Origin of the sequence: Duganella rivi (assembly GCF_009857435.1) — a bacterium.
Taxonomy (GTDB): domain Bacteria; phylum Pseudomonadota; class Gammaproteobacteria; order Burkholderiales; family Burkholderiaceae_D; genus Rugamonas; species Rugamonas rivi.
Genome location: NZ_WWCK01000010.1, coordinates 36,921 through 59,981 on the forward strand (window position 1 = coordinate 36,921; position 23,061 = coordinate 59,981).

Here is a 23,061-nt window from a genome sequence, read left to right on the forward strand (position 1 = left end):
CCGCCCGCCAATCGGCCCATAATCGGCAGGTGGAAAAAGGCAGTAGACAGTGACTTTCAGGGGCCGGATAAAAAAATTTTCATAAATTTCCACAAAGCATTTAATGTCCTTCCAGATACGGTCGTCTTGTACTTGGGAGAGCACAAAGGATCCGTTGCTCCGAACTGAATCCACCTACCAGGAGTTATTTCATGCTGAGCCTTCACACTAACGCTGCGGCCCTTTCCGCACAGAACTCGATCGGTCGCACCCAGTCGCAACTGTCGACTTCGCAGACCCGCCTGAGCACCGGCTTCCGTGTCAATTCGGCCATGGACGATGCTGCAGGCCTGCAAATTGCAACCCGCTTGAAAGCACAAACCAGCGGTATGGCCATGGCCATGCGCAACACCCAGAACTCGATCTCGATGCTGCAAACCGGCGAAGGCGCGTTCGATGAAGTCACCACCATGCTGATCCGCATGAAAGACCTGGCGACCCAAGCTGCTGACGCATCGTCGACCACCAAAGACATCACCGCCCTGCAATCGGAATACGATGCACTGGGTAACGAACTGTTCAACATCGTTCGTAACACCACCTTCGGCGGCCAAGCTCTGCTGAACCCAACCGCGACCGGTACCGGTATCTCGGCCAACGTCGGCACCCTGGCTGCCGCCGTGAAATTCCAGATCGGCGCCACCTCGTCGGAAACCATGACCCTGGACCTGACCACCGCCGGTGGCCTGACCAACAACATGGACACCCTGAACACCGCCCTGGGCAACGTTTCGGCCAACTACAACACCCAGAACACCGCTGGTAACGCCAACCTGAGCACCGCCAACGTGGCTGCTACCCTGGACTCGATCACCACCGCGCTGGACGAAGTCGGCGCCATCCGTTCGACCCTGGGTGCTGCTGCTAACCGTCTGGACCACGTGTACAACAACCTGTCGAACGTATCGACCAACACCAAGGCCGCTACCGGCCGTATCATGGACACCGACTTCGCAACCGAGTCGTCGAACATGACCTCGTCGCAGATGCTGCTGCAAGCTGGCACCGCGATGCTGAAACAGTCGAACAGCACCTCGTCGCTGGTTATGTCCCTGCTGCAGTAATCGTAGTAATATCCGGGTATGTCCGCATACCCGGCCTACTAAAAGGGCCAACCGGAGCTTTTCGGTTGGCTTTTTTTATACCGGTAATTTTAGAAAGCGAGCCTGATGGCTGTAGATCGTATCGGACCCTCTTTACGCCCGCTCGGCGTTCCTGACCGGCCGCAAGCGCAGCCAGGCCAGGTCACGCGCGTGCCCGGCAGTGAAGGCCCGCTCGATCTCGATTTCCCGATCGGCCCGCTCGGCCCCAGTGGGCCGAACAGCACCAACGGCCCGAATTCCGTCGGCGCCATCCTCGATGGCCCCGACCACCAGCAAGCGCTGCCGCCCTCGCACGCCGAGGCGCTGGCCGCTGCGCTGGGCGAAGTGCCGGACGCCGGCGATCCCGCCGCCATGCGTCCCAACCAGGTTTTCCTGTCGCGCCAGCTGGTCTGGCAACCACCCGACACCAACGCCATGGCCGCCTCGTGGCAAGTGATGGTGCGCACCTACGGCGAGCAGCGCGCCGCGTGGCTGGAGCAAGCCACCGGCCAGCATCTGCCGGCCAGCCTGTTCATGACCGACCACACGCCCTCCAACCTGCGCGACGGCCGTCCCGGCATGCCGCTGGTGACCGAGATGGAACCGTGGCGCTTTGCCGTCTACGCCTGGGGCGCGGAACGGCTGGTGCTGAAAGTGGTGGTCAAGGACGATGACGAATACGACCGCAACCGCCGCCGCCGCACCCGCGTGGCCTTGCGCCTGGAACTGATGCTGCCGGGCGTGGGCCGGGTGGTGATCCAGATGGAGCCGGCCAGCGGCAACGGCGTAGTGCTGGAAGTGGGCGCAGCCCAGACTTCGGCAATGCAGCACATGCGCGACATGCTGCCGCAGCTGGCGGCCGTGGTCAGCCGCTCCGGCCTGAGCATCCTGCGCTGCCGCCTGCGCCGCGAACTGCCATCGTCGACCGGCGAACACTCCTACCCTAGCCGCATGCATACGGCGGCCCTGACGCAAGCGCTGTTCCGCGCCATGGCCGAAGTGGCGGTGCTGCTGTCCCAGCCTACCGTCCCGGACGACCTGTTCTCCGAATCGGCATGACGCCGGAACGGCCGGCGCATCCCAGTTTCGCGCAGGCCTTTGCCTATTGGCTCAAGCTCGGTTTCATCAGCTTTGGCGGCCCGGCCGGCCAGATCGCCATCATGCACCAGGAGCTGGTGGAGCGGCGGCGCTGGATTTCCGAGCAGCGCTTCCTGCATGCCCTCAATTACTGCATGCTGCTGCCCGGCCCCGAAGCCCAGCAGCTGGCCACCTATATCGGCTGGCTGCTGCACCGCACGCGCGGCGGCATTGCGGCCGGGGTGCTGTTCGTGCTGCCGTCTTTGTTCATCCTAATTGGATTGTCGTGGCTGTACATGGCGTGGGGCAGCGTGCCTGCGGTGGCCGGCGTGTTCTACGGCATCAAGCCGGCAGTGACGGCGCTGGTACTGCACGCGGCGTGGCGCGTCGGCACGCGCGCGCTGCGCAACCGCTGGCAGTGGACGGTGGCGGCGCTGGCCTTCATCGCCATCTTCGCGCTGCATGCCCCCTTCCCCTTGATCGTGCTGGCGGCAGCGCTGACCGGCTGGCTGGCGCCGCAGCGCTTCAACAGCAGCAGCGCCCACGGCAAGGCGGCCGGCGCCCACCTTCCCGCCTTGATCGACGACGACACGCCGCCACCGCCGCACGCCCGCTTCCGCTGGCCGCGCTTCTGGCTGGTGCTCGGCATCCATCTCGGCTTGTGGCTGCTGGCGATGGCGGTGCTGGTGGCCATCTTCGGCGTTGACAGCGTGCTGACGCAGATGGCGTGGTTCTTCAGCAAGGCCGCGCTGCTGACCTTTGGCGGCGCCTACGCCGTGCTGCCGTACGTGTTTCAAGGCGCGGTCGAGCAGCACCACTGGCTCAGCGCGGCGCAAATGATGGACGGGCTGGCGCTGGGCGAAACCACGCCGGGGCCGCTGATCATGGTGGTCTCTTACGTCGGATTTGCGGGCGGCTGGAACACCGCCTTCCTCGGGCCGCACGCGTTGCTGCTAGCCGGTGCGCTGGCGGCGGCAGTGGTGACGTATTTCACCTTCCTGCCGTCCTTCCTGTTTATTTTGCTGGGCGGGCCATTCATCGAATCAACCCACGGCAAACTGCAATTTACCGCGCCGCTGACCGCCATCACGGCCGCCGTGGTCGGCGTGATCCTCAACCTCGCCCTGTTCTTTGCATGGCACACGCTGTGGCCGGCGGGCTGGCAAGGCGGCTTCGAGTGGCCGGCGGCGCTGATCGGACTGGCCGCGGGCGTGGCGCTGTTCCGCTACCAGCGCGGCGTGATCAGCGTCATCCTCGCCAGCGGCGCTGCCGGCCTGCTTAGCCTACTGTGCCGATGATGCTGACTTCGCGGTTTTCCGGGATCTCGTTGTACGAGAGTACATGCAGGCCCGGCGCGAACAGGCGGGCATAGCGCGCCAGCAGCGGACGGATTTGCGGCAGCACCAGCAACAGTGGCGGCGTGGCCTGCTGCTTCATTTGCTCGCGCGCCACCGGCATATTCACTTGCAACTGCGCCAGCAGGTGCGGGTCGATCGGGTAGTTGTCCAGCACCACCTTGCCGCTCTGGCGCGCTTGATTCAGCGAACCGAGCAGCATATTTTCCAGATCGCCGCCGAGGTTGAAGGCTTGCATCTCGGTTTTCTGGCCGAACAGGCTGGTGACGATCTGGCGGCGCAGCGCGCAGCGCACTTCGGCCGCCAGCAGGATAGGATCCTTGGTGGTTTCCGAGCTATCCACCAGCGTGGTGGCGATCGGCACAATATCTTTCAGCGAGACGTTCTCCGCCAGCAGCACGCGGAACACCCGCAGCATTTGCGTGTGCGTCAGCGCCTTGTCCAGCGCGGCTGCCAGCTTGGGCGAGATCGCCGTCAGGCGCTCCATCAGCGCCGGCACGTCTTCGTGGCGGAACAGCTCCGGCAGGTACTCGCGGATCAGCTTGGACAAGTGGGTGGCAATCGCACTTGGCGCTTCCACCACTTGATAACCGAGGCCCAGCGCGTTGGCTTTCTCGCTGGTTTCGATCCACGTCACCGGCATGCCGTAGGCCGGTTCGATGCCGGGAATGCCGTCGATCTGGCCGTACACGTTCGGCGACGGAATCGCCATCAGGCGATCGGCAAACACCTCGGCCTGCGACACCACGCTGCCCGACAAAATCACCGAATATTGCGTCGGCTTCAAGCCCAGATCGTCGCGCACGCCGATCGGCGGCAACAGCAAGCCCATCGATTCAGACAAGCTCTGGCGCACGCCCTTCACCCGCTTGCTCAGCGGCTCGCCGTGCGCCTTGTCGATCAGGCCCACCAGTTTGTAGCCGACCGCGATTTGCAGCGGCTGCACCGCCGGCAGGCTGTACCAGTCGAGATCGGGCGCGCGCTCGTCGCGCAGCGCCGCTTCTATCGCGTCGAGATTGCTGGTATCGGGCTTCTGCACCCTGTTGAGCAGCTTCCATCCCACATACGCCAGCACCAGCGCGAACGGGCCAAACATCTGCCATGGCATGCCCGGCACCATCGCCAGTACCAGCATCATGCCGGCTGCACTGAACATCACCTGCGGCGAGGTCAGAACCTGGTTGCCGACCTGCTGCTCGAAGTCGCCCGAATCGGAAATACGGGTCACCAGAATGGCCGCAGCGGCCGACAGCAGCAGCGCTGGAATCTGCGCCACCAGGCCGTCACCGATGGTCAGCAGCGCGTACTGTTTGAAGGCCGCGCCAAACGACATGTCCTGCATCAGCGCGCCAATCGCCACGCCGCCGACCATGTTGATGATCAGGATCAGGATCGACGCCACCGCGTCGCCGCGCACGAACTTGGAGGCGCCGTCCATGGCGCCATAGAAGTCCGCTTCCGCCGCCACTTCCAGGCGGCGTACCTGCGCCTTCTCTTGGTTGATCAGGCCGGCGTTCAAGTCGGCGTCAATCGCCATCTGCTTGCCCGGCAAGGCGTCCAAGGTGAAACGCGCCGACACTTCCGAGATACGCTCCGCACCCTTGGTCACCACCATGAAGTTGATGATCATCAGGATCACGAACACCACGATACCAACCACATAGTTACCACCGACCACCACGTTACCGAAGGCCTCGATCACGTGACCGGCGGCAGCCGTGCCTTCATGGCCGTGCAGCAGCACCACGCGGGTCGACGCCACGTTCAGCGTCAGGCGCAGCATGGTGGTGGCCAGCAGGACGGTCGGGAATACCGAGAAGTCCAGCGGACGGCGCACCGACACCGAGCCCAGGATCACAATCAGCGCCAGCACGATATTGAACGTGAACATCACGTCCAGCAAAATCGGCGGCAGCGGCAGCATGATCATCGCCAGAATAATCAGCAAGAATGCCGGGGTGGCAAACTTGTGGCGACGTATCTCCGCAATCATGGTTTGGAAAAAATTCACTGCTTAACCTCGCTCATGGATGTAGGTACAACAACTTCTCTTGGACGTTCCGGTTCGGCCGCGCGCCGCCCGGTACGGAATGCTTGCAACTGCAGCACATAGTTCAGCACCTGCGACACGGCCTGGTACAGCTGCACCGGGATCTGCTGGTTGACCTGGCTGGTGTTGTAGATGGCGCGCGCCAGCGGCGGCAGCTCCATCACTTCGATCTTGAATTCATAGGCCAGCTGCTTGATGTACAGCGCCATCTCGTCGAGGCCCTTGGCCACCACGTACGGCGCCTCTGCCTTGTTCAGATCGTACTTCAGCGCCACCGCGTAGTGCTCCGGGTTGACGATCACCACGTCGGCGGTGGGTACGCTCTTGCGCGCGCTGCGCCGCGCCAGCGCGCGCTGCAACTGGCGGATGCGCTGCTTGACTTCGGGACGGCCCTCGGTCGACTTGTGTTCTTCTTTCAAATCCTGCTTGGACATGCGCTGGTTCTTGGCGAAGAACCAGGCCTGCGCCGGCACGTCGATCAGCGCGAAGATGATGAATACCGCCACCATCGACATCAGCCCATCGAGCATCAGGTTGGAGCCGGTCATCATGGCCTGCCCCATCGGCATCATCTGCAATTGCGTGTAGTCGCCGATGCTGGAGCGGGCCACGTGGATCAGCACGGCAATCAGCACGCCGGCCTTGCCGATCGAGATCGCCAGTTCGAACGCGTGCTTGCCGCTGAACAGGCGGCCCAGGTTGGCGGCCGGACTCATGCGCGACAATTTCGGCTCCCAGTGCTTGGTCGAAACCACCCAGCCGCCCGGCACCATCGCGCCCAGCATGATGAACAGCGGCACCACGAACAGCGGCAGCACCATTTTGATCAGCAGCCACATCGAGCTGCTGAACACGGTCGACATCGCGTTATCAATCGCGCCTTCGCTATCGAGCGGCGCGAAGCTCTGGTGGAAGATTTCGTTAAATTCCATCAGATAGCCGGGCAGCAGGTAGACGAACAGCTTCAGGCTCACCAGGATGCCGATCGCGGTCGACAGGTCGCGCGAGCGGACGACCTGCCCTTCCTGGCGCGACTTCTTCAGCTTCTGCTGTGAAGCCTTTTCTGTTTTATCGCCTGTGCTCTCGTCAGCCATGGGCAGCCACCTGCATCTGCTGGCGTATCATCTCCAGCACCATGTTAGTCATGCGCACGTAGTGCTCGGGAATGAAGCGCACCACCTGCGCCAGCATCATCAAACCAAAGATGGTGATCACGGCAAAGCCCAGCGCGAACAAGTTCAGGCTGGGCGCCACGCGGTTCAGGAAGCCAAAACCGAGCTGCACCACCAGCGTCGAGAACACCACCGGGATTGCCAGCAGCATGGCCGCCGAAAAAATCCACGCCACGTTGTAGGCCACCGCTTCCATCAGGTGATTGCCGAAGCCATGGCCCAGCGGCCACGCCTTAAAACTTTGTCCGATCACGTTGGCGATCACCAGGTGGCCGTCGATCGCGAAGAACACGATGATGGCCAGGGTCGACAGCAGCGCCGAGGTCACGTCCGACGATTGGCCGTTGAGCGGATCATTCATCACCGCCATCGACAAGCCCATCTGCGACGACACCATAAAGCCAAGCACGCCAATCACCGACATTGCGAAGTGGAACGCCAGTCCCAGCACGAAGCCGATCAAGCCCTGCTCGATGGTAGCCACCACGCCGTGCATGGAAAACGGATTGATCGGCGCATGGCCGCCGGTCAGCGGCAGCATCAGAATCGACAGCACCAGCGCGATCAAAATGCGCACCGTCACCGGCGTGACCGCCTCGCCCAGCACCGGCGCGCCAAGGAACATCGCCAGGATGCGGCAGAACGGCCACCAGATGGCGGTCAGCAGCGGCAGCAACTGGGCGAGGACGGATTCCATGGCGGGAAGCTAGCCGACCAGGGTGGCGGCGCGGGTAAAGATGGAGACGCAGAAATCCATCAGGTAGGTCGCCATCCAGCGGCCCGCCAGGATGATGGCCAGCAGCGTGATAAGCAGCCTCGGCAGGAAGCTCAGCGTCTGTTCGTTGATCTGGGTGGCGGCCTGGAACAGCGCCACCAGCAAGCCGGTGATCAGGCCGGGCACGACCAGGATCACCACCAGCAGCATGACGATGTGCAGCGACTCGACGACCAGGTCGACGGCTATTTCAGGAGTCAGCATAGGGACACGCCTCTTCAGTACGCCTGCACGCTGGTCACCAGCGTATTCACGGTCAAGGTCCAGCCATCGACCAGCACGAACAGCAGCAGCTTGAACGGCAGCGAAATCACCAGCGGCGACAGCATCATCATACCCATCGCCATCAGCACCGACGACACCACCAGGTCAATCACCAGGAACGGGATGAACAGCATGCAGCCGATCTGGAACGCGGTCTTCAATTCCGACAGCACAAACGCCGCCAGCTTGACGGTGAACGCGTGCTGCGACGGTTCGGTAATCTTGTCTTCGCCGGCCAGGTGGGCGATCTGCTGCAAGGCGGCCTTGCTGGTTTGCGCCAGCATGAAGCGCGAGATCGGCTTCTCGGCGATTTGCAGCGCGGTCTCCAGGCCGATCTTGTCCTGGTCGTAAGGGACGAAGGCCTGCGTCCAGATCTCGTTGCCGATCGGGCGCATCACCAGCAAGGTCAAGATCAGCGCCACGCCGGTAATCACCCGGTTGGGCAAGCCCTGCTGCAAGCCCAGGGCCTGGCGCAGCAGCGACAGCACAATCACAAAGCGGGTAAAGCTGGTCATCATCATGACCATCACCGGGAGCAAGCCCAGCAAGGTCATGATGATCAGGATTTGCATCTTGACCGTCAGCTCGGTCTTGGCGCCCGGCACCACGTTGGCCAGCAGGTCGACCGCGTGGGCCATGCCCGGCGCGCAGGCGAGGCCCAGCAAGGCGGCAGCCGGCGCTAACGCGAGCAGGCGGCGCCGCCACTGCGCATTCATGCTCCAGGTCATGGAGTCATCATGTCCAGATTCAGGCCGTCCAGGTCGATCACTTTGAGGCCGTAGTTTTCGCCCGCCACCACCACTTCGGCGCGGCCGATGGCGGTGCCGTTCACCTTGATCACCAGCGGTTCGCCGGCCAGCACGTCCAGTTCCACCACGCTGTCCGGGCCGATGTTCATCAGGTCTTGCAGCGAAATGCGGGCCGACCCCACTTCCAGCGTCAAGGTCACCGGGATCTTGCGCATCATGGCTGGCAGATCGCGGCGCGGGGTCGAGACCGGGAGGTCGGTCAGCTCGTTGCCGGGCTGGTCGATAATCATCTCTTCCGACAGGTCTTCCAGCAGGGCGTCGCTTGGGTTGGCTACGTTCATGTTCATCATTATTCGGCGTCTTCAAAAGAGGTTAAACAGAGTTTGCCTTTGTGCTCGGTGACTTCGGCCGTAAACAGGCGGGAATCTTCAAGCAAGACGTCGGCTCTCGCTAAGCTGATTGGGATCACGTCGCCAACCTGCAAATCGTACAAGCTGCCCAGCGTGACTTCCTTGCTGGCCAAGCGGCCGACCAGGCCCACCTGCAAGCGCTGCGCCAGCGGGGCGGCGGTCTTGGGCTTTTTACCGGCGTCGCGGTCGCGCAGCAGGCCGCGCAGCACGCTGGCCATCAGCTGCTTGTCGAGGGCAAACCAGAACTGGCCGGTGGCTTCGCTGCCGGTTTCAGCGACGGTGACGGTAATCACCCAGGTGCCCTTGGGCGGATGCGAGCCCGGCGCAGGTTTAAATTCGGGCTCGGCGCCCTCTTCGGCCTCGCCTTCGGCCAGGGCCGGCTTCTCGATGGCAGGCAGGTTGAGTTCGATACGGCCAGCCAGAGTGCCGGCCAACTGTTGCCCAAGCACCACAGCAAGACGCTCTTCAGTGGCGGTGACGCGCACGGCGTTCTCGTCGAGGGGCGGCGCATCGGCCTTGGCTTCGGTTTTAGCGCCGCTGCCGTAGCGGTAGTTGAGGACGCTGAGCAGGACTTTGCGTTCCAGCGAAAAGGCGATCTGGCCGGCCGGCGCGGCAAAACTGAGCCAGCGGCTGCGGATCTCGTTGCCTTCCAGGCGGCTGAAGGCGACGTCCTGCACCTGGAAACCGCCCCAGTAGCGGCGGTTCATATTCAGGCGCATCGACTGCGCCAGGTCATCGCGCAACTGGGCCGCAAAAATGTGCAGCAGGTGCACCGGACGCCCCAACAGGCTAGGGTCCAGGACTTGATGTTGCGTCTGTTTTGTCGTTGTCATGTGTTGGCCATGGCGGTTAATTCTTTCCCACTCCTCCATCATCGCACTATCCAGCTAAAAACTGGTTACTTCAGGCGCAATTTTTTGGCTTGGTTGCTAATCGTAACTTAAAGTAGGACGATCTCGGTAGCAGCATACATCAAAATTCACATTATTGCTAATAAACAATATTTGATCAAAAAATTTCCTCCGAGACAAATACCACTTTACAGGAAAGTTGCTAGCAGGTAAGCTTACTTCAACTCATCTCCAGTGACACGCACTTCAACAAACGGCGCTTACTAAATGATTTGTAACGAAATTTGCTTAGAAAAAACTGTTTTGACCGCAGTGCAACAAAACGGTTCGAGAAACGCCCGCTGACGCTGCCCCATCGCACCCATCCACCGCAACTAGCCGAGCAGCTGCTCTCCTCGTGTCCGATTTTGACCGACAGGCTTACACTATCTTTCTTACAAGACTGTGACATGCGCAACGGATGTGTAGCACGATTGGTATATGGCAGCAGAATATCTGCACCATGGGCTTGCTGCTTTTCGGCAATCTCGCTAAGGTAGTCATCTGGATTCAATGCGGTAAAAAACGCGGTAAAAACGGGGGTAGCACCATGAGCAACGGATTCTCCAGCCTGATTCAGGCCGACCTGGCGTCGCTGACTAATGCGGCGCAAAACATGGCAAACAGCAGCCAGACCATCGCTGCCGCCAACCAGTACGGGGCGCACGACCCCAACGCTGCCTTCTCCTTCAGCCAGTCCATGCAAAACGCCATCGACAAGGTCAACACGCAGGACGTCGAGGCCGGCCAGAAAATGGCCGATGTCGATTCCGGCAAGAGCGACGACCTGGTCGGCGCCATGCTGTCGAGCCAGGAAGCCAGCCTGTCCTTCTCGATGTTGATGCAAGTGCGCAACAAGGTGATGGGCGGCCTCGACGAACTCATCAAATTACCGCTGTAAGCCTCTGCGAAAGCACACAAAGTGATTAACACCATCAAGTCCGCCTTCGAGCGCTGGCGTGCGAACCCGGCTGCCCCGACCCTGTCCCCCAATCTGCTGAAGACCCTGTACCCCATGCTGATGCTGGCCATCGGCTTGACGGCCCTGGTGCTGATGTACATGTGGAACAATCAGGCCAGCTACAAGCCCGTGTTTGGCGCGCGCGAAAAAGTCTCGGCGCCCGACATGATGAACGTGCTCGAAACCGACCACATCCCTTACCGCATTCACCCGGAAAGCGGCCAGGTGCTGGTGCCCGATTCGATGCTGGGCAAGGTGCGCATGCTGCTGGCCGCCAAGGGCGTGACCGCGCAGCTGCCGGCCGGGCTGGAATTGATGGACAAGAACGACCCGCTGGGGGTGTCGCAATTCGTGCAGGATGTGCGCTTCCGCCGCGGCCTGGAAGGCGAGCTGGCGCAATCGATCATGACGCTGGACGCGATCGCGCATGCGCGCGTGCACCTGTCGATCGCCAAATCGACCTCGTTCGTGTCGTCCGACGGCGAGAAATCGTCGGCATCGGTCGTGGTAGCGCTAAAACCTGGCCAGAAGCTGCAACCGGAAGCGATTGCCGCCGTGGTCAACATGGTGGCTGGCAGCGTTGCCAGCCTGGCGCCATCGCGCGTCAGCCTGGTTGACCAGGCGGGCAACCTGCTGTCGGCCCACATCGACCTGGCCGACGGCTTTGACGCCGGCACCAGCGGCAACGACGCCAGCAAGCGCTATGCCGACGAGGTCAAGGCCAACATCAAGGGCTTGATCGGCCCGGTCATTGGCGACGACAACTACCGCATGTCGGTGGCGGCCGCCGTCGACAACGACCGCGTTGAAGAAACCGTGGAAAAATACGGCGCCGATCCGAAGGTCACCAGCGAAGCCATGCGCGAAGAGCAGGATCGCAACCGCACCGTGATGGGTATTCCCGGCTCGCTGTCCAACCGCCCGCCACCGGCTGCCGCCAACCCGGCCGCCGCCACCCAGCAAACCGCCGGCACCGCTGCCGATCCAAACGCCGCGCCGGCCGACGGCACCGCGCGCAAGAACGCCACCACCCGCCAGTACGCCTACGACCGCAGCATCACCCAGACCAAGCGCAGCCGTGGCCGCCTTGAGAAGCTGAGCGTGGCCGTGGTGCTGGCGCAAGCTGCCGCGCCGACGCCGAAGACCGGCTGGAGCGCCGCTGAAATCGCCAACATCGACAAGATCCTGCGCAACGGCCTCGGTATCAATGCCGAGCGCGGCGACCAGCTAGTGGTGTCGGCCATGAACTTCCCGCCGAAAGCGGCTGCCGTGCAGTGGTGGGAAGAGCGCGACAACATCGTCGACATGAGCAAGTACGCCGGCTACGCGATTGCCGCCCTGCTCGGCTACCTGCTGCTGGCGCGCCCTATCCTGCGCCTGATCACCGCCCGCTTCACGCCCGATCCGAAAGAAGCAGCGCGCATCGCCGCCGAGCGCCGCGCCGCCGAACAAGCCGCCGTGGCCGCCGCCAAGGAAGCCAAGGAAGCCGCGGCAAAAGAACAAGCCGCGCTGGCCGGCAATGCTGCCCCGGGCATGCCGGGCGCCGCACCGGCACTGGGTGGCGTGGCCGGCGGCGCCGGCGGCATGCCAGTGGTGCCGCTGCTGGAAAATTACGATTTGCCGCCACCGGGTTCGGCAGTCGACGTCATGGTCGACCACCTGAAAGTGCTGGCAGCAAAAGAACCGGAACGCGTAGCCGAAGTCGTCAAACAATGGATGCAGAAAAATGGCCGAACTCAATAACATGGATGATGACGGCGAATACGCCGTACCGACCAAGCTGACGCCGGTGGAGCAAGCCGCCATCGTGCTGCTGAGCATAGGCGAAGAGCCGGCCGCAGCCGTGCTGCGCTGCCTGTCGCGCGAGGAATTGCTGGAAGTGACGCAAGTGATGTCGCGCATGAGCGGCATCAAGGTGGAATCGGTCAAGAACGCGATGCAAAAGTTCTTTGACGATTACCGCGAGCAGTCCGGCGTGCATGGCGCGTCGCGCAGCTACCTCAAGCGTTCGCTCGACCTGGCGCTGGGCGGCGATCTCGCCAATACCGTGCTGAACAATATTTACGGCGATGAGTTGCGCCCGAAAATGGCGCGCCTGCAGTGGGCCTCGCCGAAGTGGCTGGCCGAGTACATCTCCAACGAACACGTGCAGATGCAGGCGGTGTTCCTGGCCTTCCTGCCGGCCGCGCTGGCCGGCCAGATCATCGACGGCCTGCCGCAAGACAGCCGCGACCTGGTGCTGCTGAACCTGGCGCGCATGGAAGAAGTCGACGCCGACCTGCTGCAAGAGCTGGATGAACTGGTCGATCGCTGCCTGAGTTCCTTCGATTCGCAAGGCACCAGCGTGGAAGGCATCCGCCAGACCGCCGAGATCCTGAACCGCCTGCCGAGCAACCGCGCGCAGATGGTGGAACTGCTGCGCGCGCACGACCCGGACGTGGTGTCGAAAATCGAACTGTCGATGTACGACTTCTTCATCCTCGGCAACCAGACCGAGCAGGCAATTACCCGCATCCTGGAAGACGTGCCGCTGGAACAGTGGGCAATTGCGCTCAAGGGCGCCGACATCGCGGTGCGCGACGCCGTGCTGAAAACCATGCCGAAACGCCAGGCCCAGGCCTTCGAGGACATGATGCGCCGCGCCGGCCCGGTGCCGATGTCGCGTATCGAACAGACGCGCCAGGAAATCATGGCCACCGTGAAAGCGCTGGCCGACGCCGGCGAGGTCGAGATCCAGCTGTTTGCCGAGCAGGTGATTGAATGAAGCAATTCCGTGCCTACCGCTTCCCGCCACTGGCGCAATTCACCACCCAGCGCGCCGCTGCGGCGGCCGCGCAAGGCCATTCGCATGGCCACGGCGGCGACGGCGGCGCGCAGTGGGCCGCCTCGGTCAGCGAGGGCTTTGAACAGGGCCAGCGCGACGGTTACGAAATCGGCCTGGCGCGCGGCCAGGAAGACGGCTTTGAAGCGGGCCGCCTGTCCGGCCAGGAACAGGGCCGCGAAGAAGGCCGCCACGAAACCCTGGTTGCCTACGACCAGCTGGCGCGCCCGGTCGACGCCATGCTGAAGAGCCTGAAAAAGCTGCGCACCGACTACCGCGCCGCGCAGCGCAAGGAAGTGGTGGATCTGGTGGCCAAGGTGGCGCGCCAGGTGATCCGCGCCGAACTGGCGCTGCAGCCGGTGCAGTTGATGGCCTTGGTGGAGGAAACCCTGGCGTCGATGCCGCCGACCCGCGACGAGATCGACGTCTACCTGAACCCGGAAGAACTGAAGCGCATTGCCGACCTGGATCCAAAACGTTCCAAGCGTTGGAATCTGATTCCCGATGCCCGTCTTGAGGTAGGGGAATGCCGCATCAAAGCAGGCGATAATGAAGTTGATGCCGGCTGTCATCAACGTCTTGCGGCTGTCATGGAACAGGTCGATAATCAATTACAGATCGCCGACAGCGGCGATGAACCGGAGATCGAAGAGTGATCGCAGATGCCTTACGCAATCTGGAACTGGGTTCGGTACCCATGGCGACCCCGACGGGCCGCCTGGTGGGCGCATCCGGTTTATTGCTTGAGGCCGTGGGTTGCCCTTTGCACACGGGCCAGCGTTGCCAGATTGAGACAGTCAGCGGCGAATGGCTTGATGCGCAGGTGGTCGGTTTCCGCGACAAGCTGTCCTACCTGATGCCGTTCAAGAAAGCGGTCGGCCTGACCACCGGCGCGCGCGTGCTGCCCTCCCCTGAGAAAATCAGCCTGCAAATCGGCTCTAGCTGGCTGGGCCGCATGGTCAACGGGCTGGGCGAGCCGATCGACGGCCTCGGCAAGCTGACCGGCGATTTCCCGCTCGACTCGCAGCCGCCGCGCATCCATCCGCTGAAGAAAAAACCGGTCACCGAGCCGCTCGATGTCGGCGTGCGCGCCATCAATTCCATGCTGACCCTGGGCAAGGGCCAGCGCGTCGGCCTGATGGCCGGTTCCGGCGTCGGTAAATCGGTGCTGCTGGGCATCATGACGCGCCAGACCGTGGCCGACGTGGTCGTGGTCGGCCTGATCGGCGAACGTTCGCGCGAGGTGCGCGAGTTTGTCGATATGTCGCTGGGCAAGGAAGGCTTGCAAAAAGCCGTGCTGGTGATTGCCCCGGCCGACGAAAGCCCGCTGATGCGCGTCATGGCCACCGAACTGTGCCATTCGATTGCCGCCCACTACCGCGACCAGGGCAAGAATGTACTGCTGCTGGTCGACTCGCTGACCCGCTACGCCATGGCGCTGCGCGAAGTGGCGTTGGCGCTGGGCGAGCCGCCGGCCACCAAGGGCTACCCGCCGTCGGTGTTTTCCAACCTGCCGCAGCTGGTGGAATCGGCCGGCAACGGCGAAAACCAGGCCGGCAGCATGAGCGCGATTTACACCGTGCTGGCGGAAGGCGACGACCATCAGGATCCGGTGGTCGATACCGCGCGCGCCATTCTCGACGGTCACATCGTGATGACCCGCGAGCTGGCCGAGCGCGGCCACTACCCGGCCATCGACATCGGCGCGTCGATCAGCCGCTGCATGGCGCAAGTCATCAGCCACGAGCACGTGATGGCGGCGCGCGCGCTGAAAGCCAGCATGGCGCGCCACGACCGCGTGCGCGACCTGATCCCGCTCGGCGCTTACGTGCCCGGCGCCGACCCGATCACCGACAAGGCGGTGCAGCTGCACCCCAAGGTCGAAGATTTTCTGTGCCAAGGCACCAAGGAAGAAGCGCCGATCGGCGCCTGCATCGCCCAACTTGAAAAGCTGATGACATCATGAGCCAACAAAAAATCCGCAATCTGACCACCCTGGTGGCCCTGCGCAACACGGAAGTGGAGCGCCTGCAAACGGAAATGGCGGAAAAGGCCAGCGTGCGCGAGCGCTACCAGAAGAACCTGGAACGCCTGACCAGCCTGTACACCAACAGCGGCGCCAGCGGCAACCTCCACCCTGCCCTGGCCGGCAACTGCGGCGACTACAAGCAGGCGGTGATGGCCATGGCCGACAGCCACCGGCTCGACCTCCACATGCACGAGGCCGACATGGCGGTGTCGCAGCAGGCGCTGAACAAGGCCTGGGCCAAGCGCGAGGTGATGGATATGGTGTTGACCAAGGAACAAAAGGTCTACAACCAGCAGCAAACCGTCAAGGAGCGCAAACAACATGATGAACTGGCAACACAAGTGTGGCTGCGCAGCCAGAAATAAGCGCGGTTACAAAAAATAGTAGGAAATATTTTCATAGGGAAACGGTTAAGGTCGCCTTATATCAGGGTACACTTCACTTATCCTTTCCAGGAGCACGATCATGGCATCATCCGTCATTACCAGCCCAACTTACGATCCAAAGTCCTATTCGGAGGGCCTGGCCAACGAGTACGTGGCCGGCACCAAGGCCATCCTGGATGGCAAGCTGACCAAGAACACCGCGACCACCTCGGCTCTGAGCACCCTGAGTGCAGCCCTGAGCGCCTTCCAGGGCACGCTGTCGTCGCTGGTCAACAGCACTACCTCGGTGCAAGCCACCAGCGCCACCTTCAGCAATACCGCCGTGGCCACCGCCACCGCTACTGCCAAGGCGGTGCCGGGCACCTACTCGTTCTACGTCCAGCAACTGGCCACCGCCGGCCAGGTGTCGTATAACGTCAATGACAGCGTGGCCACCAACGCCGGCGCCATGAATGTGGTGCTGGCCGACGGCTCCACCTTCCAGGTCGACCTGGCCAATGCCGACAACAATATGGACGGCGTACTCAGCGCCAAGGAAGTGGCCGCGGCCATCAATTCGGCCGCCAACAACGGCTCGCGCGTGACCGCTTCCACCATGACGGTCAATGGCCAGACCAAGCTGCTGCTGACCTCGGCCAAGACCGGCGCCGACAACGCAGTCGCCTCGATCGATGTCTCCGGCCTCGGCGATGCCGGCCTGCAGGCTAGCTTGTCCAGCCAGAGCGTGGTGCGCGCCGCCAGCAATGCCATCGTGCGCGTTGGCGACGCCAACGGCGAAGCCGTCGAGCAAGCCTCGAATACCTTCAAGATCGTCGACGACGTCAGCTTTACCGTCACCCAGGCCCAGGCCGTGGGCGCGGCGCCGGTCACCATGACCGTGGGCGCCGACACCAAGGGCACCGCCGCCAACGTGCAAAGCTTCGTCACCGCCTACAATACCCTGCTGGCGGCGTTCAACACCGTCACTGCGGCCGGCGACCACACGCCGACCTCAAGCACCGACACCAGCCCGACCAGCGCCGATGCCGGCCTGCACAACGATGCCGGCGTGCTCAACCTGCGCGAGCGCTTGAACTCGGCGCTGCGCGCTGCCACTGGCGGCGTGTCGCTGATTAACTTCGGCATCACCGCCGGCAAGGACGGCACCCTGAGCCTGAAAACGGAACTGCTCGAACGTACCGTGGCCAACAATCCGGGCGCGCTCGACAGCCTGTTCGGCCGTGCCGGTATCGGCGTCGACAGCGGCGTGCTGGGCGCGATGAACAAGCTGACCACCGCCTGGACCAGCTCGGCCGGCGGCTACATCTCCGCCCGCCGCGACACTGCGGCCCGCGAGAAGGCCGACATTGACGACCGCCAGGCCTCCCTGCAAAACCAGTTCGACAACGCCTACAAGCGTTACCTGGCGCAATTTACCGCGCTGCAGCAGTTGCAATCGTCGATGACCTCGACTTCGAATATGTTCACGGCGCTGTTCTCGTCGGACAGCAGCAGCTAACGCGAACCACGACATTTTTTAGACCCGTACGGTGAATACCATGTTGAACCACGAAGCCTATAGCAGTTACCACTCCACCAATCTCGACGCCCAGGTCGCCCGGGCCTCGCCGATTGAGCTGGTGCTGGTGCTCACCGACGGCCTATTGGAAGAGCTGGCGCGCGCGCGCGGCCACATCGTCGGCAAGCGCTACGAACTCAAGGCCAAGAGCCTGAACAAGTGCACCGACATCATCAATGGCCTGTCGAGCTCGCTGGACTTCGACAACGGCGGCGAGGTGGTGGAAAACCTCGGCCGCCTGTATGAATATTGCGCCGGCCGCTTGTACACGGCCGGTGTCAGCCTCGATCCGGGCATCATCGACGAGGTCACCACCCTACTGACCACGATCAAAAAAGGATGGCTGGGCGTGCAGGCGAAAACCAATGGATAGGCAACGCACTTTGCTGCAAATGGCGCAGAAAATGAGCGCCGCCATCGCTTCCGAAGACTGGAAAACGCTGGCGGCGATTAACACGTTAATGGGAACCGTATTGCCGCAGATGGCAGCACAGGGCAAGTGGAGCAGCGGCGAATGGGCCGCCCTCTCCGCCCTGCGCCAGATGCACAACGAAGCAGTCAAGCGCTGCGACCGCGCCACCGGGGAACTGGGCAAACGGTTGCAAGAAATGCAGGCAAACAAAGAGGGCTGGCTGGCTTATGCCCTCGAAAGCGAATTAGCAGAAAGCGGAATCCAAGCATGACCACGACACTCTCCAGCGCAACGGCAGCGGCCAAAGCCGCCCAAGCCGAACTGACCGCCCCGGTGGCCGCCAATAACACGGTGACCGGCAATGGCGGCAAGAGCACGGCTACGTCCGGCAAGTCGAATGCCGACAGCAAGAGTGACAGCAGCGCCAGCCAGGCCCAGTCCAAGCCGGCGCCAGCCCCCCAGAATCCGCAAGCCAGCGCCGGCCGTCCAGCCGCGCCGGCCGCCAACCAGCCGGACGCCCGCAATGCCGGCGCCGCCGATGCTGCGGCCCAAGCCGCCGCCCAGGCAGCCGCCGATGCCGCTCCGGTAGTAGCGCCTTTGTTCTCGCAGTTGCTGAACCTGGCCGATGTGGCTGCCAGCGACGACAGTGCGGACACCACCGTGAAAACCGATGGCGACGACAGCACCGGTTCCGGCAGCGCCGCCGCCGGCAGCGTGTTGCCGGCCATGGTGACCTCGCTGCTGAACGTGGCAACCCCGGCGCCAACCGCGCCGGTCGCCGACGCCGGTGGCGAAGCCGCCAACGTCGAAGCGATCAGCGCCACGGCCAACCTGAGCAGCAGCGCTACCCGCCTCAACCTGTCCGCCGCCAGCGTGGCGGTGACGCCTGCCGCGCAACCGGCCGACGATGCCGCCGCTACCGCTGCCGCGCAAGCCAGCGCCGTGCCGGCCGCCGCCGCGCAGTCGGTCTACACCCAGGCCAACACCAGCGTGCTGGCTGCTGCAGCCGCGCGCCAGCCTGAACGCGACGCACCTGTCGATGCCGGCAGCGACACCGCTGCAGCGCCAAGCACCGATGCCGACGCCGTGCCGCTGGCTTCGGCCGTGCTGAGCACGCCGGTCAAGGAGTCGTGGGTCAACGGCGTGCGCGTGGTTACCCGTCCTGCCGACACCGCCAGCACCGCGCCGGCCACGACTACCGCCAACACCGCCACCGTGGCAGCGGCCGCCAGCAGCGGCGACGAGCGCGGCTTCTCGCTCAACAGCACCACCGTGACCACCAGCGCCGCCAGTGCCGGCGCCACCGCCACGGCGCCTGCCGCCAGCGGCGGCAGCACCGTAACCCTGGCCGGCGCGCCGGAACAATGGCAGCAGCCATTGCGCGAAGCGCTGGGCGACCGCTTGCAACTGCAGCTGCAGCGCAATAACGAACACGCGGTGATCCGCCTCGAACCGCCGAATATGGGCAGCATCGAAATCTCGATCCGCCACAGCGCCGGCGCGCTGCAAGTGAACCTGTCGGCCAACAACAGCGAAGTGCTGCGCCAGCTGAACACCATCGGCGACAGCGTGCGCCAGGATTTGTCGAACCGCCAATTCAGCGACGTGGCCGTGACCGTGTCGTCGTCGCGCGCCCAGGCGCAAGCCGACCAGGGCGGCCAGGGTGGTCGAGGCCAGCAGCGCAACCAGGACGACGGCCGCACGCCGGGCCGCGCCCTGAATGAAGACGACAGCACCGCCACCTTTGCCATGACCGGGGAGTAACTCGCACAATGAATAAAAAAGTCATCATCGCTTTAGTTGCGGTTGCCGTGGTCGGCGCGGCGGTTGCCGGCGGCGCCGTCTGGTTCATGTCCTCCAAGGGAGGCGACGAGCACGCCGCCGAAACCAAGGATGGCAAGGACGCCAAGAAGAAACCGGCCAAGAAGGAAGAAAAGAAATCGGAGCTGCCGCCCAAGTACCTGACGGTGGACAAGGTGGTGGTGATGCTCAAGCACGAACCCAACGATACGGTGACGCACTACCTGTCGGCCGACCTGGTGGTCGCTACCGACGCCAAGCGCGAGAAGGAAACCAAGGAAAACCTGCCGATGCTGCGCAGCGTGGCGGTGAAGACCCTGTCCAACCTGCCGATGGCCAGCGCGCGCGTGATGACCATCGACCAGTTTGCCGCAGAATTGAACAAGGCTTTCGACCATGAGTTTGAGGAAGAAGGCCGCGAGAAGCCGTTTGACGAAGTCATGATAGGCAAGCTCATTGTCGAGTAGGCCGCAGCAGCATGAACACAAGTGGAGCGGGCATGGGATATGTAGAGGAATTTGCAGACGCTTATGCTGAAAGCTACAGCGAACACGGCGTATCGACGCACGTGCACAGCGTAGCCGACGAGCAAAAGCATCTGCTGGCATATGCGCCGCTGGTCAAGCGCATTGTGCGCCAGCTCAATTCGCAAATCGCCGGCGCCATCGACCGCGACGATATGGAACAGATCGGCCTGATGGGGCTGCTCGAAGCGCTGCGCCGCTACGGCGAGCCGGATGGCGCCTTCGGCAGCTACGCCAGCTTGCGCATCCGCGGCGCGATCCTGGACGAATTGCGCCGCCAGGACTGGCGGCCGCGGGCGGTGCGCCAGCAAAGCCACAAGCTGCGCGACGGCGTGCGCGCCCTGACCCGGAAACTGGGCCGCGAACCGAGCGAGCACGAGATCATGGAAGCGCTGGAACTGACACCCGAGGGCTACCAGGCTTACCTGATGGATGAAAACGCCGAGCTGATCGCCAGCTTCGACGAAATCCTGCAGGAAAGCGTGAGCAACGACAGCGCACCGAGCCCGGAAGACCAGCTGGTGGTGCGGCGCAGCCTGGAGCAAGCCTTGCGCGGCCTGGACGAGCGCGAACAGCGCGTGGTGCAGATGTACTACGAGTTCGAGCTGAGCTACAAGGAAATCGCCGCCGTGCTGGACTTGACTGACGCCCGCGTCTGTCAGCTGAACAAGGCGGCGCTGAACAAAATGAAGGCAGTACTGCAAAACGCCTGAGCTGGGCGTGGCGCTTTGTGGCTAGGGATTAGAAAAATGACGCGGAAAGGCGAATCATCATGCAGCAAATAGTCGGTCTCCTCATAGTTTTAGGCAGCGTCTTCGGCGGCTTCTTCATGATGGGCGGCGCATTCCATCAGATTTGGCAGCCGATCGAGCTGATCGTGATCGCCGGCGCCGGCATGGGCGCGCTCGTCATTGGTAATCCTAGCCACGTGCTCAAGGAGATGATGACGCAGATTAAAAAGATCATCACCAAGAAAAAATACGACTCGGAATTCCAGCGCCAGTTGCTGCTGCTGATGTACGAGCTGCTGCAACTGGCGGCCGGCGGCCTGAAAGCGCTGGACGCCCACGTCGAAGCGCCGAAAGACAGCCCGCTGTTCCAGCGCTATCCGCGCGTGCTGGAAGAGCCGAAACTGCTGGCCTTCATCGTCGACAACTTCCGCCTGATGGCGATGGGCAAGATCAACGCGCACGAGCTCGAAGGCGTGCTGGAGCAGGAACTGGAAGCCATCCACACCGAGCTGGAACAGCCGGCCAAGTCGCTGGGCAAGATCGGCGAGGCGATGCCGGGCTTCGGTATTCTGGCGGCGGTGCTCGGCATCGTGATTACCATGAACACCGTGAACGAAGGCGCGACCTCGGGCGAGATCGCCGAGCACGTCGGCGCGGCGATGGTCGGTACCTTTATCGGTATTTTCTTCTGCTACGGCCTGATCGACCCGCTGTGCAATATGATGAAACAGCTGATCAACGCCGAAGCCTCGAACAAGGAAACCGTGAAAGTGGTGCTGGTCACCCATGTGGCCGGCAAACCGCCGCTGCTGGCAATTGACGCCGGCCGCCGCCTGGTGGCGCTCAACATCAAGCCGAGCTTTGCCCAGCTGGAGCGCTGGATCAACGATCTGGAAGGCCGCGACAGCGCGCCTGCCGATGATAGTTCGCGTCGTGGAGGCCGTGGTGCTAAAGCCGCATGACAAGGCGCATGACCAGACCATCGTCAAGCGCGGTGGCGGCAAGCACAAGCACGACGACCACGGCGGCGCCTGGAAGGTAGCGTTCGCCGACTTTTGTCTGGCGCTGATGTGCTTGTTCCTGGTGCTGTGGCTGATGGCGGCGCGGAATACCGAGTCGCTGGAACAAATCCTGACCGAGGCCGACGGCGCCAAGACCGACCAGGGCAAAGGCGTGATGCCGGAGCAGGTCGGCGGCCCGCGCGGCAGCCTGATCGACCGCTTCCCGATGCCGCACTTCGGCAGCTCGGAAGCCGAGGGCAAGCAAAAGGCCGCGGCCGACACCACCGACACGCCGGCCGAGCCATCGTCCAAGGTCAAGTACGACACCCCGGACGATCTGACCCAGCTGGCCAAGGTGCTGACCAAGATGAGCGCCGAGGCCGGCCTGTCGAGCAATCTCGAGTCCGTGGTGACGCCCTACGGCCTGCGCGTGATGCTGCACGATACCGACCGCCAGGGCATGTTCGTGCGCGGCAGCGCGGTGCCGACCGACAAGTTCCGCGCCCTGCTGCGCAAGATGGGCCCGCTGTTCCAGAAAATGGAAAACCAGATGCTGATCGTCGGCCACACCGACTCGCTGCAATACGCCGATACCAGCTACGCGGCGTTTTCCAACTGGACGCTGTCGGCCAACCGCGCCATGTCGGCCCGCTCGCAGCTGCTGGCCGGCGGCATGAACCGCGAATCGGTGCTGCAAGTGGTGGGCATGGCCGACCGCGCGCCGCTCGATACCAAGCGTGTCGACGCCGGCATCAACCGCCGCATAGAATTACTGATCCTGACCACCGCGCAAGCCAAGACCATTGCTACCATGTTTGGCATGCCGGACAGCAGTGACCCGCTGATCCACGACGTCAATACCGCCCTGCCCGACGCCACGCTGCTGCAACAGCTGCGCAGCAAGCTCGGCGGCGATAGCCCGCTGCGTGATCCGCGCCGTAACAAATAAGAGTTCGTATGGAAACCAAGCCAACA

At 63.0% G+C, this 23,061-nt stretch carries 24 protein-coding genes; 17 read left to right on the forward strand and 7 right to left on the reverse strand.

Annotated elements, in window-relative coordinates:
• Positions 1-191 precede the first annotated feature (191 nt).
• From GTP45_RS27070 to chrA, 3 genes are all read left to right on the forward strand, one after another.
• Positions 192-1,103, forward strand: coding sequence for a flagellin N-terminal helical domain-containing protein (locus tag GTP45_RS27070; protein ID WP_161016949.1), 912 nt, complete (start codon positions 192-194; stop codon positions 1,101-1,103).
• Positions 1,104-1,208: 105 nt separating this feature from the next.
• Complete coding sequence (locus tag GTP45_RS27075; RefSeq protein WP_161016950.1) at positions 1,209-2,180, forward strand: hypothetical protein; 972 nt, start codon at positions 1,209-1,211, stop codon at positions 2,178-2,180.
• Complete coding sequence (chrA, locus tag GTP45_RS27080; RefSeq protein WP_161016951.1) at positions 2,177-3,496, forward strand: chromate efflux transporter; 1,320 nt, start codon at positions 2,177-2,179, stop codon at positions 3,494-3,496. The genes GTP45_RS27075 and chrA overlap by 4 nt, the downstream gene beginning before the upstream one ends.
• On the opposite strand, the gene GTP45_RS27085 is transcribed toward chrA, so the two are convergent.
• The 7 genes from GTP45_RS27085 to GTP45_RS27115 are packed head-to-tail and all read right to left on the reverse strand — an operon-like array spanning position 3,477 to position 9,806.
• Positions 3,477-5,546 carry a flagellar biosynthesis protein FlhA gene (locus GTP45_RS27085; protein ID WP_166454760.1) on the reverse strand — a complete coding sequence of 690 codons (2,070 nt, stop codon included), beginning with the start codon at positions 5,544-5,546 and terminating at the stop codon, positions 3,477-3,479. The two genes, chrA and GTP45_RS27085, sit on opposite strands and share 20 nt — an antisense overlap.
• A gap of 14 nt (positions 5,547-5,560) precedes the next feature.
• Positions 5,561-6,697 (reverse strand): EscU/YscU/HrcU family type III secretion system export apparatus switch protein, encoded by a 1,137-nt coding sequence (locus GTP45_RS27090; RefSeq protein ID WP_161016953.1) that lies wholly within the window; start codon positions 6,695-6,697, stop codon positions 5,561-5,563.
• Positions 6,690-7,472: a flagellar biosynthetic protein FliR gene (gene fliR / locus GTP45_RS27095; protein WP_161016954.1), complete on the reverse strand. Its 783-nt coding sequence runs from the start codon at positions 7,470-7,472 to the stop codon at positions 6,690-6,692. Before fliR ends, GTP45_RS27090 begins: the two co-directional genes overlap by 8 nt.
• A 9-nt stretch (positions 7,473-7,481) precedes the next feature.
• A complete protein-coding gene (gene fliQ, locus GTP45_RS27100) occupies positions 7,482-7,754 on the reverse strand; it encodes a flagellar biosynthesis protein FliQ (protein WP_161016955.1) in 273 nt (90 codons plus the stop codon).
• 14 nt (positions 7,755-7,768) lie between these two features.
• On the reverse strand, positions 7,769-8,542 hold the full coding sequence (fliP, locus tag GTP45_RS27105) for a flagellar type III secretion system pore protein FliP (protein WP_161016956.1): 774 nt from the start codon (positions 8,540-8,542) through the stop codon (positions 7,769-7,771).
• A complete protein-coding gene (locus GTP45_RS27110; protein ID WP_174821681.1) occupies positions 8,539-8,910 on the reverse strand; it encodes a FliM/FliN family flagellar motor switch protein in 372 nt (123 codons plus the stop codon). Before GTP45_RS27110 ends, fliP begins: the two co-directional genes overlap by 4 nt.
• Positions 8,911-8,912: 2 nt before the next feature.
• Positions 8,913-9,806 carry a FliM/FliN family flagellar motor switch protein gene (locus tag GTP45_RS27115; protein ID WP_161016958.1) on the reverse strand — a complete coding sequence of 298 codons (894 nt, stop codon included), beginning with the start codon at positions 9,804-9,806 and terminating at the stop codon, positions 8,913-8,915.
• 607 nt (positions 9,807-10,413) lie between these two features.
• Here GTP45_RS27115 and fliE point away from each other — a divergent pair.
• The 14 genes from fliE to GTP45_RS27185 all read left to right on the forward strand — a co-directional run bounded on the left by fliE (position 10,414) and on the right by GTP45_RS27185 (position 23,035).
• Entirely contained in the window at positions 10,414-10,764 is a 351-nt protein-coding gene (gene fliE / locus GTP45_RS27120; RefSeq protein WP_161016959.1) for a flagellar hook-basal body complex protein FliE, read from the forward strand.
• 21 nt (positions 10,765-10,785) lie between these two features.
• A complete protein-coding gene (gene fliF / locus GTP45_RS27125) occupies positions 10,786-12,567 on the forward strand; it encodes a flagellar basal-body MS-ring/collar protein FliF (RefSeq protein WP_161016960.1) in 1,782 nt (593 codons plus the stop codon).
• Complete coding sequence (locus GTP45_RS27130; RefSeq protein ID WP_161016961.1) at positions 12,551-13,588, forward strand: flagellar motor switch protein FliG; 1,038 nt, start codon at positions 12,551-12,553, stop codon at positions 13,586-13,588. The genes fliF and GTP45_RS27130 overlap by 17 nt, the downstream gene beginning before the upstream one ends.
• Positions 13,585-14,301: a flagellar assembly protein FliH gene (gene fliH / locus GTP45_RS27135; RefSeq protein ID WP_161016962.1), complete on the forward strand. Its 717-nt coding sequence runs from the start codon at positions 13,585-13,587 to the stop codon at positions 14,299-14,301. The genes GTP45_RS27130 and fliH overlap by 4 nt, the downstream gene beginning before the upstream one ends.
• Positions 14,298-15,611: a flagellar protein export ATPase FliI gene (gene fliI, locus GTP45_RS27140; RefSeq protein ID WP_161016963.1), complete on the forward strand. Its 1,314-nt coding sequence runs from the start codon at positions 14,298-14,300 to the stop codon at positions 15,609-15,611. The genes fliH and fliI overlap by 4 nt, the downstream gene beginning before the upstream one ends.
• Positions 15,608-16,039, forward strand: coding sequence for a flagellar export protein FliJ (gene fliJ, locus GTP45_RS27145; protein WP_161016964.1), 432 nt, complete (start codon positions 15,608-15,610; stop codon positions 16,037-16,039). The genes fliI and fliJ overlap by 4 nt, the downstream gene beginning before the upstream one ends.
• Positions 16,040-16,139: 100 nt before the next feature.
• Entirely contained in the window at positions 16,140-17,558 is a 1,419-nt protein-coding gene (gene fliD, locus GTP45_RS27150; RefSeq protein ID WP_161016965.1) for a flagellar filament capping protein FliD, read from the forward strand.
• 40 nt (positions 17,559-17,598) lie between these two features.
• A complete protein-coding gene (gene fliS, locus GTP45_RS27155) occupies positions 17,599-17,991 on the forward strand; it encodes a flagellar export chaperone FliS (RefSeq protein WP_161016966.1) in 393 nt (130 codons plus the stop codon).
• The gene (locus tag GTP45_RS27160; protein WP_161016967.1) at positions 17,984-18,301 is read left to right on the forward strand and encodes a hypothetical protein; all 318 of its coding nucleotides are present in this window, start codon (positions 17,984-17,986) and stop codon (positions 18,299-18,301) included. The genes fliS and GTP45_RS27160 overlap by 8 nt, the downstream gene beginning before the upstream one ends.
• Positions 18,298-19,794: a flagellar hook-length control protein FliK gene (locus GTP45_RS27165; RefSeq protein WP_161016968.1), complete on the forward strand. Its 1,497-nt coding sequence runs from the start codon at positions 18,298-18,300 to the stop codon at positions 19,792-19,794. The genes GTP45_RS27160 and GTP45_RS27165 overlap by 4 nt, the downstream gene beginning before the upstream one ends.
• A gap of 8 nt (positions 19,795-19,802) precedes the next feature.
• Complete coding sequence (locus tag GTP45_RS27170) at positions 19,803-20,297, forward strand: flagellar basal body-associated FliL family protein (protein WP_161016969.1); 495 nt, start codon at positions 19,803-19,805, stop codon at positions 20,295-20,297.
• Between the two features lie 32 nt (positions 20,298-20,329).
• Positions 20,330-21,067 carry a FliA/WhiG family RNA polymerase sigma factor gene (locus GTP45_RS27175; protein WP_161016970.1) on the forward strand — a complete coding sequence of 246 codons (738 nt, stop codon included), beginning with the start codon at positions 20,330-20,332 and terminating at the stop codon, positions 21,065-21,067.
• A 59-nt stretch (positions 21,068-21,126) separates the two neighbouring features.
• Positions 21,127-22,047, forward strand: a complete 921-nt coding sequence (motA, locus tag GTP45_RS27180) for a flagellar motor stator protein MotA (RefSeq protein ID WP_161016971.1) — start codon at positions 21,127-21,129, stop codon at positions 22,045-22,047.
• On the forward strand, positions 22,004-23,035 hold the full coding sequence (locus GTP45_RS27185; RefSeq protein WP_161016972.1) for a flagellar motor protein MotB: 1,032 nt from the start codon (positions 22,004-22,006) through the stop codon (positions 23,033-23,035). Before motA ends, GTP45_RS27185 begins: the two co-directional genes overlap by 44 nt.
• Positions 23,036-23,061: the final 26 nt, after the last annotated feature.